The following is a 14735-nucleotide window of genomic DNA, read 5'->3' as shown; positions in this document are numbered from 1 at the left end:
TCCGGCGCCAGCGGCCAAGCCTGCTGAAAAGCCTGCCGCCACCGTCGCCAAGGCCGGTGCCTCCGGCAGCAGCTGGTACAGCAGCCAGCCCACCGGCAACTTCGTGGTGCAGATCCTCGGCACCAGCTCCGAGGCCAACGCCCAGGCGTTCGTCAAAGAGCAGGGCGGTCAGTACCGGTATTTCAAGAAAGTGCTCAACGGCAAGCCTCTCTACGTGATCACCTACGGCAGCTTCCCAAGCCGCGCCGCAGCCGATTCTGCCATCAAAGCCTTGCCAGCGAAGGTTCAGGCTGGTAAACCTTGGCCTCGAACTGTCGCCAGCGTTCAACAAGAACTCGCGACAACTCGCTGAAGATCCGGCGGCCTTACCCAGGCCGCCCTCCCAGCACCTCAAAAAAAACGACAACAGCGTGCAGCCCTGAAGGCCGCGCGCTTTGTGGTGTCTGCGTCACGGTAGCTTTTGAGTCGTAGCGGTCAGAATTAAAAAAGTTTTGACTAGCACAGCATATCGCTTTAAACCTTTCATAAATGCGACATAGATTTGCGACATTTCGTCGCTAAATTTGTGAGCGTCTGTGTCGGTGTGTACAATGACCTCCCTTTTGCCCCCGCTAAGCCGGCGTACGTTCGGCGTGGAAGGTAACCGGTTGAATTGAAAAGAAATTTGCCTCGATAGAAGAGGCAGCCTGGTGAGAAAGTGTCTATGAAAGCAGGTCTGTACCAACCCGATGAATTCAAGGATAACTGCGGTTTCGGCCTGATAGCCCACATGCAGGGCGAGCCCAGTCATACCCTTTTACAAACGGCCATCGAAGCCCTGACCTGCATGACCCACCGCGGTGGGATCAACGCCGACGGCAAGACCGGTGACGGTTGCGGCTTGCTGATTCAAAAGCCCGACCAGTTCCTGCGCGCCGTTGCCAAAGAGCATTTCGCTGTCGACCTGCCCAAGCAATACGCGGTGGGCATGGTGTTCTTCAACCAGGACCCGGTCAAAGCCGAAGCTGCTCGCGAGAACATGAACCGCGAGATCGTCGCCGCCGGCCTGCAACTGATCGGCTGGCGCAAAGTGCCGATCGACACCAGCGTGCTCGGCCGCCTGGCCAACGAGCGCCTGCCGCAGATCGAACAGGTGTTCATCGCAGGCGACGGCCTGAGCGACCAGGACATGGCGATCAAGCTGTTCACCTCGCGTCGTCGTTCGTCGGTGCTCAACGCCGCCGACACCGACCACTACATCTGCAGCTTTTCCCACAAGACCATCATTTACAAAGGCCTGATGATGCCGGCGGACCTCACCGCCTTCTATCCGGACCTGAGCGACGAGCGCCTGCAAACCGCGATCTGCGTGTTCCACCAGCGCTTTTCCACCAACACCCTGCCGAAATGGCCGCTGGCCCAGCCATTCCGCTTCCTCGCCCACAACGGCGAGATCAACACCATCACCGGCAACCGCAACTGGGCCGTGGCCCGTCGCACCAAGTTCGCCAACGACCTGATGGACCTCGAAGAGCTCGGCCCGCTGGTCAACCGCGTCGGTTCGGACTCTTCGAGCATGGACAACATGCTCGAGTTGATGGTCACCGGCGGCATCGACCTGTTCCGTGGCGTGCGCATGATCATTCCGCCTGCGTGGCAGAACGTCGAAACCATGGACCCGGACCTGCGGGCGTTCTACGAATACAACTCGATGCACATGGAGCCGTGGGACGGCCCGGCCGGCGTGGTCATGACCGACGGCCGCTACGCGGTGTGCCTGCTCGACCGTAACGGTCTGCGCCCGGCGCGCTGGGTCACCACCACCAACGGCTTTATCACCCTGGCCTCGGAAATCGGCGTGTGGGACTACAAGCCGGAAGACGTCATCGCCAAAGGCCGCGTGGGCCCTGGCCAGATCCTCGCCGTGGACACCGAAACCGGGCAGATCCTCGACACTGACGCCATCGACAACCGCCTGAAGTCCCGTCACCCGTACAAGCAATGGCTGCGCAAGAACGCCCTGCGCATCCAGGCGACCATGGAAGACAACGACCACGGTTCGGCTTTCTACGACGTCGATCAGCTCAAGCAATACATGAAGATGTACCAGGTCACGTTCGAAGAGCGCGACCAGGTGCTGCGCCCGCTCGGCGAGCAAGGCTACGAGGCCGTCGGCTCCATGGGCGACGACACGCCGATGGCCGTGCTGTCCCAGCGCGTGCGCACGCCGTACGACTACTTCCGCCAGCAGTTCGCCCAGGTGACCAACCCACCGATCGACCCGCTGCGCGAAGCCATCGTGATGTCGCTGGAAGTGTGCCTCGGTGCCGAGCGCAACATCTTCCAGGAATCGCCGGAGCACGCTTCCCGTGTGATCCTCAGCTCGCCGGTGGTTTCCCCGGCCAAGTGGCGCTCGCTGATGACCCTGGAACGTCCAGGCTTCGACCGCCAGATCATCGACCTGAACTACGACGAGAGCCTCGGCCTTGAAGCCGCTGTGCGCAACGTCGCCGACCAGGCCGAAGAAGCCGTGCGTGCCGGTCGTACCCAGATCGTGCTGACCGACCGGCATATCGCGCCGGGCAAGTTGCCGATCCACGCATCCCTGGCCACCGGCGCTGTGCATCACCGCCTGACCGAGAAAGGCCTGCGCTGCGACTCCAACATCCTCGTCGAAACCGCCACGGCCCGCGACCCGCACCACTTCGCGGTGTTGATCGGTTTCGGCGCGTCGGCGGTCTATCCGTTCCTCGCGTACGAAGTGCTGGGTGACCTGATCCGCACCGGTGAAGTGCTGGGCGACCTCTACGAGGTGTTCAAGAACTACCGCAAGGGCATCACCAAGGGCTTGCTGAAGATCCTGTCGAAGATGGGCATCTCCACCGTCACCTCGTATCGCGGCGCGCAATTGTTCGAAGCCATCGGCCTGTCCGAAGAAGTCTGCGAGCTGAGCTTTCGTGGCGTGCCGAGCCGCATCAAGGGCGCGCGTTTCGTCGATATCGAAGCCGAACAGAAAGCCCTGGCGGCTGAAGCCTGGAGCGCGCGCAAGCCGATCCAGCAAGGCGGCCTGCTCAAGTTCGTACACGGTGGCGAATACCACGCCTACAACCCGGACGTGGTCAGCACCCTGCAAGCCGCTGTGCAACAGGGCGACTACGCCAAGTTCAAGCAGTACACGAGCCTGGTGGATAACCGCCCGGTGTCGATGATCCGCGACCTGTTCAAGGTGAAAACCCTGGACACGCCGATGGACATCGCCGAAGTCGAGCCGCTGGAATCTATCCTCAAGCGCTTCGACTCCGCCGGTATTTCCCTGGGCGCCTTGTCGCCCGAGGCTCACGAAGCCCTGGCCGAAGCCATGAACCGCTTGGGCGCGCGTTCCAACTCCGGCGAAGGCGGTGAAGACCCGGCGCGCTACGGCACGCTCAAGAGCTCGAAAATCAAGCAGGTGGCCACCGGCCGGTTCGGTGTGACCCCGGAATACCTGGTCAACGCCGAAGTGCTGCAGATCAAGGTGGCCCAGGGCGCCAAGCCGGGGGAGGGCGGGCAACTGCCGGGCGGCAAGGTCAACGGCCTGATCGCCAAGCTGCGCTATGCAGTGCCGGGCGTGACGCTGATTTCGCCGCCACCGCACCACGACATCTACTCGATTGAAGACTTGTCGCAGCTGATTTTCGACTTGAAACAAGTCAACCCGCAGGCGCTGGTCTCGGTGAAACTGGTGGCGGAAGCCGGGGTCGGCACCATCGCCGCCGGTGTGGCCAAGGCCTATGCCGACCTGATCACCATCTCCGGCTATGACGGCGGCACCGGTGCATCGCCGTTGACCTCGATCAAGTACGCCGGTGCGCCGTGGGAGCTGGGCCTGGCCGAAGCCCACCAGACCCTGCGCGGCAACGACCTGCGCGGCAAAGTGCGGGTACAGACCGACGGCGGCCTGAAAACCGGCCTCGACGTGATCAAGGCCGCAATCCTCGGCGCCGAAAGCTTCGGCTTCGGTACTGCGCCGATGATCGCGCTGGGCTGCAAATACCTGCGCATCTGCCACCTGAACAACTGCGCCACCGGCGTGGCGACTCAGAACGAAAAGCTGCGCAAGGATCACTACATCGGCACCGTCGACATGGTGGTGAATTTCTTCACCTACGTCGCCGAAGAAACCCGTGAGTGGCTGGCCAAGCTCGGCGTGCGTTCGCTGGAAGAACTGATCGGGCGTACCGACCTGCTCGAAGTGCTCGAAGGCCAGACCGCCAAGCAACAGCACTTGGACCTGACGCCGCTGTTGGGCAGCGATCACATCCCGGCGGACAAGCCACAATTCTGTCAGGTGGACCGCAACCCACCGTTCGACAAAGGCCTGTTGGCCGAGAAAATGGTCGAAATGGCCGGTTCCTCGATCAATGATGCCAGCGGTGGCGAGTTTGCCCTGGATATCTGCAACTGCGACCGTTCCATCGGCGCGCGCATCTCCGGTGAAATCGCGCGCAAGCACGGCAACCAGGGCATGGCGAAAGCGCCGATCACCTTCCGCTTCAAGGGCACCGCTGGCCAGAGTTTTGGTGTGTGGAACGCCGGCGGCCTGCATATGTATCTCGAAGGCGACGCCAACGACTACGTGGGCAAGGGCATGACCGGTGGCAAGCTGGTGATCGTTCCGCCTGAAGGCAGCGTCTACAAGAGTCAGGACAGTGCCATCATCGGCAACACCTGCCTGTACGGCGCCACTGGTGGCAAGCTGTTCGCCGCCGGCACCGCCGGTGAGCGTTTCGCCGTGCGTAACTCCGGGGCCCATACGGTTGTGGAAGGCACCGGCGATCACTGCTGCGAGTACATGACCGGGGGCTTTGTCGCGGTACTGGGCAAGACCGGTTACAACTTCGGCTCAGGCATGACCGGCGGTTTCGCCTACGTGCTCGACCAGGACAACACCTTCGTCGACAAGGTCAACCACGAGTTGGTCGAGATCCAGCGGATCAGCGGCGAAGCCATGGAATCCTACCGGAACCACTTGCAGCACGTGCTGGACGAGTACGTCGAGGAGACCGGCAGCGAATGGGGTCGTAACCTCGCCGAAAACCTCGATGATTACCTGCGTCGTTTCTGGCTGGTCAAGCCCAAGGCTGCCAACCTGAAATCGTTGCTTTCCAGCATCCGTGCCAACCCGCAGTGATATGCGCCTGAAGAGTTTGATGAGGTTTTAACATGGCTGAACGTCTGAATAACGACTTCCAGTTCATCGATGTCGGGCGCAAAGATCCGAAGAAGAAACTGTTGCGTCAACGCAAGAAAGAGTTCGTGGAAATCTACGAACCCTTCAAACCCCAGCACTCGGCCGACCAGGCCCACCGCTGCCTGGGGTGCGGTAACCCGTATTGCGAATGGAAGTGCCCGGTGCACAACTTCATTCCCAACTGGCTGAAATTGGTCGCCGAGGGCAACATCCTCGCCGCCGCCGAGCTTTCGCACCAGACCAACACCCTGCCGGAAGTCTGCGGCAGGGTTTGTCCCCAGGATCGTCTGTGCGAGGGTGCCTGCACCCTTAACGACGGCTTCGGCGCGGTGACCATCGGTTCGGTGGAGAAGTACATCACCGACACCGCGTTCGCCATGGGCTGGCGCCCGGACATGTCCAAGGTCAAGCCAACCGGCAAGCGTGTTGCCATCATCGGCGCGGGCCCGGCGGGCCTGGGCTGTGCCGACGTGCTGGTACGTGGCGGCGTGACCCCGGTGGTGTTCGACAAGAACCCGGAAATCGGCGGCCTGCTGACCTTCGGCATCCCCGAGTTCAAGCTGGAAAAGACCGTGTTGAGCAATCGCCGCGAAGTCTTCACCGGCATGGGCATCGAGTTCCGCCTGAACACCGAGATCGGCAAAGACATCACCATGGAGCAACTGCTCGCCGAATACGACGCCGTGTTCATGGGCATGGGCACCTACACCTACATGAAGGGCGGCTTTGCCGGTGAGGATTTGCCGGGCGTGTACGACGCGCTGGATTTCCTGATCGCCAACGTCAACCGCAACCTGGGCTTTGAAAAGTCGCCGGAAGATTTCGTCGACATGAAAGGCAAGAAAGTCGTGGTGCTCGGCGGTGGCGACACCGCGATGGACTGCAACCGCACCTCGATCCGCCAGGGCGCCAAGTCGGTGACCTGTGCTTATCGTCGTGACGAAGCCAACATGCCCGGTTCGCGCAAAGAGGTGAAGAACGCCAAGGAAGAAGGTGTGAGATTCCTCTATAACCGCCAGCCGATCGCCATCGTCGGTGAAGACCGCGTCGAAGGTGTGAAGGTGGTCGAGACCCGTCTTGGCGAACCGGATGCCCGTGGCCGTCGCAGCCCCGAGCCGATCCCGGGTTCCGAAGAGATCATCCCGGCCGACGCCGTGGTCATCGCCTTCGGCTTCCGCCCAAGCCCGGCGCCGTGGTTCGAGCAGTTCGCGATCCAGACCGACAGCCAGGGCCGTGTCGTCGCCCCGGAGCAGGGCCAGTACAAGCACCAGACCAGCAACCCGAAAATCTTCGCCGGCGGCGACATGGTGCGCGGCTCTGATTTGGTGGTAACGGCGATCTTCGAAGGCCGCAATGCCGCCGAAGGGATCCTCGATTACCTCGGCGTCTAACGCTGTTTCAATCTGAAATAGGGTCAAAACTGTGGGAGGGGGCTTGCCCCCGATAGCGCTGCATCAGTCACCAGATTCACTGACTGACCCACCGCCATCGGGGGCAAGCCCCCTCCCACAGTTGTTTTGCAGCGCTTTCAAGTCCGCGACAAATTGACCCGATAGACAAAAGGCACGGCACATACCGTGCCTTTTGCGTCGCGCTCTGAGAAAATGCCCGCACTTTTTTTGCGGATGCCGACATGACTGCCCTCAAGAACGACCGTTTCCTTCGTGCCCTGCTCAAGCAACCCGTAGACGTCACGCCCGTATGGATGATGCGCCAGGCCGGTCGCTACCTGCCGGAGTACCGCGCCAGTCGCGCCCACGCCGGCGACTTCATGAGCCTGTGCATGAATCCTGCGTTCGCCTGCGAAGTCACGATGCAGCCGCTGGACCGCTACCCACAACTGGACGCGGCCATTCTCTTTTCCGACATCCTCACCATCCCCGACGCCATGGGCCAAGGCCTGTACTTCGAGACGGGTGAAGGCCCGCGCTTCAGGAAGGTCGTCAGCACCCTGGCCGATATCGAAGCCCTGCCGATCCCGGACCCGCACAAAGACCTCGGCTACGTGATGGACGCCGTGAGCACCATCCGCCGCGAGCTTAACGGCCGCGTGCCGCTGATCGGCTTCTCCGGCAGCCCCTGGACCCTGGCCACCTACATGGTCGAAGGCGGCTCGTCGAAAGACTTCCGCAAGACCAAGGCCATGCTCTACGACAACCCGCAGGCCATGCACCTGCTGCTGGACAAGCTGGCGCAGTCGGTCACCGCGTACCTCAATGGCCAGATCATGGCCGGCGCGCAAGCGGTGCAGATCTTTGACACCTGGGGCGGCAACCTCTCGGCGGCGGCCTACCAGGAGTTCTCCCTGGCCTACATGCGCAAGATCGTCAGCGGCCTGATCCGTGAACACGAAGGCCGCAAGGTGCCGGTGATCCTGTTCACCAAGGGCGGCGGCCTGTGGCTGGAAAGCATCGCCGATGCAGGCGCCGACGCGTTGGGCCTGGACTGGACCTGCGACATTGGCGAAGCCCGCCGTCGCGTTGGCGGTCAAGTTGCACTGCAAGGCAACATGGACCCCACCGTGCTGTACGCCAAGCCGGAAGCGATCCGCACCGAAGTCGGCCGCATCCTTGCCAGCTACGGCAAGGGCACCGGGCACGTGTTCAACCTCGGCCATGGCATCACCCCGGAAGTGAACCCGGAGCACGCGGGTGCCTTCCTGCGCGCGGTGCATGAACTGTCGGCGCAATACCACGAATAAAACACAGAGCAAAAATGTGGGAGGGGGCTTGCCCCCTCCCACATTAAAAGCCAGAAACCTTCAGACCTGCCCCAACGGCGGCAACTTCGCCAGCTTCAACGCCACCAGCAACGCGCCAATCAGCAGCGCGACGATAAACCCGCCAATCCCGTTCCATCCGCCCAAGTGCCAGAAGAACCCGCCCGCCGTCCCGGCAATGCTTGACCCTGCGTAATAGCAAAACAGATACAGCGACGACGCCTGTCCCTTGGCCTTCATCGCACGCCGCCCGATCCAGCTGCTGGCTACCGAATGGGCGCCGAAGAAGCCAAAGGTAAAGATCAGCATGCCCGGCACCACCAGCCATAGCGGGGTGAACAGCGTCAGGGCCATGCCGGCGAGCATCAGCACAATGGTGGCCCACAGCACGCGACGGCGGCCCAGGCGGTCGGCCAGCGAGCCGATTTTCGCCGAGCTGTAGATGCCTGACAGATACACCAGCGACAGCAGGCCGACCACGGCCTGGCTGAGGTCATACGGGTCGGCCAGCAGGCGATAGCCGATGTAGTTGAACAGGGTCACAAACGCGCCCATCAGCAGGAACGCTTCCAGGAACAACCACGGCAGGCCCGCGTCCTTGAAGTGCATCACGAAGCCATCGAGCAGGTTGCGCGGCTTGAGGCTGCTGGCGCGGAAGTTGCGCGACTCCGGGAGGATTTTCCAGAACACCGTCGCGGCGATCAGCGCCAGGCCGCCGATGATCAGCATGGCGGTGTGCCAACTGACGAAGTCGATCAACACACCGATGATCAGCCGCCCGCTCATGCCACCAATCGCATTGCCGCCGATGTACAGGCCCATGGCCAGGCCGATGTGTTGCGGGTGGATCTCTTCGCTCAGGTAGGTCATGGCCACGGCGGCCAGGCCACTCAAGGACAAGCCCACCAGCGCACGCATGAGCAGGATGCCCTCCCAGCTCGGCATCAAGCCGCTGGCGATGGTGGCCAGCGCTGCACAGAACAGCGCGGCGACCATCACCGGTTTGCGTCCCAGCCTGTCGGAAATCGGCCCGGTAATCAGCAGGCCGAAGGCAAGCATCGCCGTGGCGACCGACAGGATCAGACTGCTCTGCGCGGCATTGATGGAAAATTCGTGGGACAGCGCCGGCATCATCGGCTGTACGCAATACAACAGGGCAAAGGTGGCAAACCCGCCGGAGAACAGCGCCAGCACCGTGCGCATGAACATCGGCGTGCCTTTTTCGATGTACTCGTCATTGAGCTGCGCCACCACGTCATCGAGGGCTGAAGGCGGGGTGTGTTGGGCAAGTGGAGCAACAGCAGGATTCACGGGGGACCTCGGGGAGGAAAGTCTGCCAGGACTGACAATGGGAAAAAGAATATAGCTGGCTAATGATTCTTTCCAATATATTGTTCGACCTGTTTGATAGGTTCTACGACCTAATGAGGTGTGCATGGAATTACGTCATCTGCGGTACTTCATTGCCGTCGCCGAAGAACTGCATTTTGGCCGCGCCGCGCAGGTGCTGGGCATCTCGCAACCGCCACTGAGCCAGCAGATCCAGGCATTGGAGCAAGAGGTGGGGGCGCGGTTGTTTGAGCGGACCAATCGTCGGGTCGAGCTGAGCGAAGCGGGACGCCTGTTTCTGCACGAGGCGCGCCTGGTGCTGGCGCAAGTGGATAAAGCGGCGGACGTCGCGCGGCGGGCGCAGATGGGAGAGCTGGGAGAGCTGAAAATCGGATTCACCTCGTCGGCGCCATTCAACGCCAGCATCCCGCAGGCGATCTTTGCGTTTCGCCAAGCCTTTCCAGCCGTGCACTTGAGCCTGCAGGAAATGAGCAGCACCGAGGTGGCCGAGTCGCTGCTGGATGAGTCGATCCAGGTCGGGCTGATGCGGCCTTTGCCGTTGCCCGACTCACTGTGTGTGGTCGAGCTGATGCGCGAGCCCCTGGTGGCGGTACTGAACGCCGGGCACCCGTTGGCGCAGGGCAGCGAGCGCGGCTTGCACCTGGCGCAGTTGGCAGAAGAACCGTTCGTGTTTTTCCCGCGTACCTACGGCAGCGGTCTCTATGCGCAACTGCTCAGCCTGTGCCGTGACGCCGGCTTCAGCCCGCATGTCGCCCAGGAGGCGGGGGAGGCGATGACCATCATCGGTCTGGTGGCGGCGGGATTGGGCGTATCGGTGCTGCCGGCGTCTTATCAACGGATACGGATCGACGGCGTGGTGTATCGCACGGTGCTGGACCCGGAAGCGGTGACGGCGGTATGGCTGGTGCAGCGCAAGGGCGCGCAGACGCCGATGGCGAGGGCGTTTGTGGAATTGTTGACGCGTAGGGCGGTGGCGTAGGTATGTTCACATATCAGGTAACGCAACCAGCTTAGTGATTGGCCGGAAATGTGCGCAGAATCACTTTTTCTCAACCGAGTGATATGGATGGCACTTCTCTACCAGCCCAAGGAGGGCAGCGTGTTGATTTGTGATTTTCGCGGTTATGAGGTTCCGGAAATCATCAAGATCCGGCCCGTTATTGTGATACGCAAACACCGAACCAATAAGCTGCTCGTAACGGTGGTGCCGCTAAGCACTACGGCTCCACAGCAGGTGTTGGAGCATCATTTGCAGCTTGACAGTCACCTTCAAGGCGCGAGTCCGACATGCTGGGCTAAATGCGACATTGTCGCGACAGTGAGCCTGGGCCGATTGGATCGAATAAAAAGTAAAGATCGTCATGGCAAACGAACTTACAAAATTGCAGAGCTTACCCATGACCAGTTTGTGGCGATAAAAGCGGCGGTGCGCAGTGCGCTCGGCTTGCGATAAAGCAGCATCTGGATGGACGGCGTTTTGCCACTGATTGCAGGCAACCTGTTTTCAGGCATACTGGCCGAGTTCCCGAAAGGGGCTTGTGAGACTCTGAGGATCCTGGGCAACCAGCCATCGCAGAGCCAGGCAGGAAGCGGCGATGACAAGCCAACCTGTTTGTGAAGAGGGCGCCGAAAGGCGCCCTTTGTCGTTTCTGGCTTACTGCATCCCCGCCGAGCGCAGCCCCGCCAGAATGTCCCGATCCAGCATGCTCACCCAACGGTTGTAGTTGCGATGGATCTTGCCGTCCTTGTAGCCCAGTTCGCGGCTGTCGCGGTAGCTGATGGCGTAGCTGTTGCGGGTGTAGCGGATGTCGATGGCGGCATAGAACTGGCCGCGCACGGTGATGTCGGCCTGCACCAGCTGCGGGCTCAGGCGTTGTACCGTCCACTCGCGTTTTTGCAGGGCGGCGACGATCACCTGTTTCATTTTTTCTTCGCTGAGCTGGGGCGTGGCCGGCAGCTCGTGCTGGGTGTTGAGCACCGGTTTGCTGGTGCAACCGGCGGTGGTCAACAGGGCCAGGGCGATCAAGGTGGCGCGTAGCAGGGAAGACATTCCGTTTTCTCCAATCGATTAAAAAGTCAGGACCAGCGGCGAAAGATCAGCGAGGTGTTGACGCCGCCAAAGGCAAAGTTGTTGTTCATCACGTAGTCGTTGTGCATCTGGCGAAAGCCACCTTGCAGGTAATCCAGCTCACCGCATTGCGGGTCGACCGAGTCCAGGTTGAAGGTGTGCACGTACTGGTCGCGGTTCATCATCTCGATGCTGAACCACGACTCCAGCGCCCCGCAGGCGCCCAGGGTGTGGCCCAGGAAACTCTTCTGCGAACTGATGGGCATGCGGCTGCCGAACAGACTGCTGGTGGCCAGGGTCTCGGCGATGTCGCCCTGGTCGGTGGCGGTGCCGTGACCATTGACATAGCCGATGGCGGACGGTTCAAGCCCGGCGTCTTCCAGCGCCAGCTCCATGGCGCGGCGCATGGTTTTCTGTTCCGGGCGGGTGGTGTGCTGGCCGTCGGCATTGCTGCCGAAACCGACGATCTCGGCATGGATATGCGCACCTCGCGCCAGCGCGTGTTCCAGCTCTTCGAGCACCAGCATGCCGCCGCCTTCGCCGATCACCAGCCCATCGCGGCCGCTGTCGTAGGGGCGCGGGCTGGTTTGCGGCGCGTCGTTTTTCAGGCTGGTGGCGTAGAGCGCGTCGAACACCATGGCCTCGGTGGGGCACAGCTCTTCGGCGCCGCCGGCGAGCATCAACGGCAGACGGCCGAACTTGATGGCCTCATAGGCATAACCGATGCCCTGGCTGCCGCTGGTGCAAGCGCTGGAGGTGGGGATCAAGCGCCCGGTCAGGCCAAAAAAGATGCTGATATTCGCCGCCGTGGTGTGCGGCATCATGCGCACATAGGAATTGGCATTCAGGCCCTCGGCCACCGAGTTCAGCAGCATGTTGCCGAACGCCTTGATCTCATCGGTGCTGCCGGTGGACGAGCCACAGGCCACGCCCATGCGCCCGTCCTTGATCGACGCGTCGCCAAGCAAGCCGGCGTCCTGCAGCGCCTGCTCCGCCGCCCAGACCGCCAGGCGCGAGACGCGGCCCATGCTGCGCAGCTGCTTGCGGGTCCAGTGCGCGGGGACGGTGAAATCGTCAATCGGCCCGGCCAGACGCGTGTTCAATTCGGTGAAGCGGTCCCATTCATCCATGCGCCGGATGCCGCTGCGGTTGGCGCGAAAGTTGGCCGCGATAGTGTCCCAGTCGCTGCCCAGGGAGGTCATGCCGGCCATGCCGGTGACGACAACGCGTTTCATCAGCACAGGCCCCCATTCACGGCCAGCACTTGGCGCGTGATATAGCCTGCCTCGGCCGACATCAGGAAATTCACCGCGCCGGCCACTTCTTCCGGAGTGCCCATGCGTTGCGCCGGGATCATTTTCATCAGCTCTTCGACCGGCACGTTTTCGTCCAGCATGGCGGTGTCGATCAAACCCGGTGCCACACAGTTGACGGTGATCTTGCGCTTGCCCAGCTCGATGGCCAGCGCCTTGGCTGCGCCGATCAAGCCCGCCTTGGAGGCGCTGTAGTTGACCTGGCCGCGGTTGCCGATCAGCCCGGACACCGAGGTGATGCACACGATGCGCCCGGCGGCGCGACGACGGATCATCGGCATCATCACCGGGTGCAGCACGTTGTAGAACCCGTCGAGGTTGGTGCGCATCACCACGTCCCAGTCGTCTTCCGAGAGCGCCGGGAACGCGCCGTCGCGGGTCAGGCCGGCATTGAGCACCACGCCGTAATAGGCGCCATGTTGCTCGACGTCGGCCTCCAGGATTTCCTTGCACGCCGCGCGATCGGCGACATCGAATTGCAGCACCCGCGCCTGGCGGCCCAGGGCTTCGATCTCGAGCTGTACCGCGTCGGCTTCGGCGCGGCCACTGCGGCAATGCAGCACGATGTCATGCCCGGCCCGGGCCAGGCGCAGGGCAATGGCGCGGCCGATGCCACGGCTGGAGCCGGTGACCAGTACGGATTCAGTCATGGCGTTTCGTCCTTCGATTCATCTAAATAGGTGGCCGCCTGGGGCGGTCGAAATACGTTCAAGCGTGCGCTGGCCTGGATGCCGTCGCCGGTGAGGTGGCATTCGAACACCCCCATGCCATTGTCGTCCTCCAGCGAGCGCACGCCGTGGATATGCAGCTCGACGCCGGCGGGAAAGTGCGCCACGTTGCACTCGAATTTTCGCGTGCCCAGCAGGAAGCCCAGTTCCACCGCGTGGCCTTGCTGGCGCGCGCGGCACCCGGCATAGGCGGCGACGCTTTGCGCCATCAGCTCGATACCGACCCAGGCCGGCAGGCTGCCGTCAGCCTGGCTGAACAGGCCGCCGGGCTTGACGGTGAGACGGGTATGCACCTGCTCTTCATCGAACGACAGCACCTGGTCGATCAGGATCATGTCGCCCGCATGGGGCAGCAGTTCGGCGAGTGGCCAAGCGATCATGGGGCCTCTCCAATAATCAGGCTGACGTTGTTGCCGCCAAAGGCAAACGAGTTGCTCATCAAATAAGGTTTTTTCAAGGTGTCGCCCTGGTGTGCCCACTGCAAGGCGGGCAGCGCCGGGTCGACGTGACCGTCCCACACATGGGGAGGGACTCGCCCGTGCGTCAGGCTCAACCAGCAGAACGCCGCTTCCAGTGCGCCCGCCGCGCCGAGGGTGTGGCCGCTCATGGGTTTGGTCGAGGAGCAGACCACCCCGCCCGGAAACAGGCTGGCGACTGCCAGGCTTTCCATGGCGTCGTTGTGCTGGGTGGCGGTGCCGTGCAGGTTCAGATAGCCGATCTGCTCGGGCGCGAGTTTCGCCTGGGCCAGGGCCTTGCGCATGGCCTGCAACGCGCCTTTGCCGGTGGGCTCGGGGGCGGAGATATGGTGCGCGTCGCTGCTGGCGCCGCTGCCCAGCAGGGCGACCGGTGCCGGCTCGCGGCTCATCAGGAACACCACCGCCGCTTCGCCGATATTGATGCCGTTGCGGTTCACCGAGAACGGATTGCAGCGCTCGGCAGACACCGCTTCCAGTGCGGTAAAGCCGTTCAGCGTCAGCCTGCACAAGCTGTCGACGCCCCCGCAGATCACCGCATCGCACAGGCCCAGGTCGAGCAGGCGCCGGGCACTCATCAACGCGCGGGCGCTGGAGGTGCAGGCGGTGGAAATCACATAGGCCGGGCAGCTCAATTGCAGCCAGTCGGCGAGGAAATTCGCCGGAGCGCTGAGTTCCTGCTGCTGGTAGTCGTAGTCACCGGGAAAGGCGTTATCGCGCAGGTAGTGGGCAATGCCGCGACTGGCCTCGTCGATGCCCGACGTGCTGGTGCCCAGCACAACGCCAACCCGTGAGGGGCCGTAGGTGTGGATCGCCCGGCGGATCGAGTCTTCGATCTGCAACGCCGCTTCCAGCAGCAACTGGTTATTGCGGCT

12 protein-coding genes are annotated in these 14735 nt (G+C 62.3%); 6 read left to right on the top strand and 6 right to left on the bottom strand.

Annotated elements, in window-relative coordinates; all coding sequences use genetic code 11:
* The 4 genes from BFP89_RS00140 to hemE form a co-directional block, all read left to right on the top strand.
* Positions 1 to 352: SPOR domain-containing protein (locus tag BFP89_RS00140; protein ID WP_176718380.1), on the top strand; the 352-nt coding region annotated here is incomplete at its 5' end.
* A 351-nt stretch (positions 353 to 703) separates the two neighbouring features.
* On the top strand, positions 704 to 5149 hold the full coding sequence (gltB, locus tag BFP89_RS00135; RefSeq protein ID WP_065883103.1) for a glutamate synthase large subunit: 4446 nt from the start codon (positions 704 to 706) through the stop codon (positions 5147 to 5149).
* 32 nt (positions 5150 to 5181) lie between these two features.
* Positions 5182 to 6600, top strand: a complete 1419-nt coding sequence (locus BFP89_RS00130; RefSeq protein WP_065883101.1) for an FAD-dependent oxidoreductase — start codon at positions 5182 to 5184, stop codon at positions 6598 to 6600.
* Between the two features lie 242 nt (positions 6601 to 6842).
* On the top strand, positions 6843 to 7910 hold the full coding sequence (hemE, locus tag BFP89_RS00125; RefSeq protein ID WP_065883100.1) for a uroporphyrinogen decarboxylase: 1068 nt from the start codon (positions 6843 to 6845) through the stop codon (positions 7908 to 7910).
* Positions 7911 to 7970: 60 nt separating this feature from the next.
* On the opposite strand, the gene BFP89_RS00120 is transcribed toward hemE, so the two are convergent.
* Positions 7971 to 9182 (bottom strand): MFS transporter, encoded by a 1212-nt coding sequence (locus tag BFP89_RS00120; RefSeq protein ID WP_370671190.1) that lies wholly within the window; start codon positions 9180 to 9182, stop codon positions 7971 to 7973.
* A gap of 181 nt (positions 9183 to 9363) precedes the next feature.
* On the opposite strand from BFP89_RS00120, the gene BFP89_RS00115 reads away from it, so the two are divergent.
* Positions 9364 to 10257 (top strand): LysR family transcriptional regulator, encoded by an 894-nt coding sequence (locus BFP89_RS00115; RefSeq protein WP_065883097.1) that lies wholly within the window; start codon positions 9364 to 9366, stop codon positions 10255 to 10257.
* A gap of 87 nt (positions 10258 to 10344) precedes the next feature.
* The gene (locus BFP89_RS00110) at positions 10345 to 10731 is read left to right on the top strand and encodes a type II toxin-antitoxin system PemK/MazF family toxin (protein WP_065883096.1); all 387 of its coding nucleotides are present in this window, start codon (positions 10345 to 10347) and stop codon (positions 10729 to 10731) included.
* 201 nt (positions 10732 to 10932) lie between these two features.
* Here BFP89_RS00110 and BFP89_RS00105 read toward each other — a convergent pair whose 3' ends face one another.
* The 5 genes from BFP89_RS00105 to BFP89_RS00085 form a co-directional block, all read right to left on the bottom strand.
* Positions 10933 to 11328, bottom strand: a complete 396-nt coding sequence (locus BFP89_RS00105) for a hypothetical protein (protein WP_065883094.1) — start codon at positions 11326 to 11328, stop codon at positions 10933 to 10935.
* Between the two features lie 26 nt (positions 11329 to 11354).
* Positions 11355 to 12581, bottom strand: coding sequence for a beta-ketoacyl-ACP synthase (locus tag BFP89_RS00100; RefSeq protein ID WP_065883092.1), 1227 nt, complete (start codon positions 12579 to 12581; stop codon positions 11355 to 11357).
* Positions 12581 to 13309, bottom strand: a complete 729-nt coding sequence (gene fabG, locus BFP89_RS00095) for a 3-oxoacyl-ACP reductase FabG (protein ID WP_065883091.1) — start codon at positions 13307 to 13309, stop codon at positions 12581 to 12583. The genes BFP89_RS00100 and fabG overlap by 1 nt, the downstream gene beginning before the upstream one ends.
* Positions 13306 to 13767: a hotdog family protein gene (locus BFP89_RS00090; protein ID WP_065883089.1), complete on the bottom strand. Its 462-nt coding sequence runs from the start codon at positions 13765 to 13767 to the stop codon at positions 13306 to 13308. Before BFP89_RS00090 ends, fabG begins: the two co-directional genes overlap by 4 nt.
* The coding region (locus BFP89_RS00085; protein WP_065883085.1) for a beta-ketoacyl-[acyl-carrier-protein] synthase family protein at positions 13764 to 14735 on the bottom strand (972 nt) is incomplete at its 5' end. The genes BFP89_RS00085 and BFP89_RS00090, both read right to left, overlap by 4 nt.

Source organism: Pseudomonas sp. 31 R 17 (assembly GCF_900004915.1).
GTDB classification, from domain to species: domain Bacteria; phylum Pseudomonadota; class Gammaproteobacteria; order Pseudomonadales; family Pseudomonadaceae; genus Aquipseudomonas; species Aquipseudomonas orientalis_A.
This window is presented reverse-complemented; position numbering and strand designations above follow the sequence as displayed.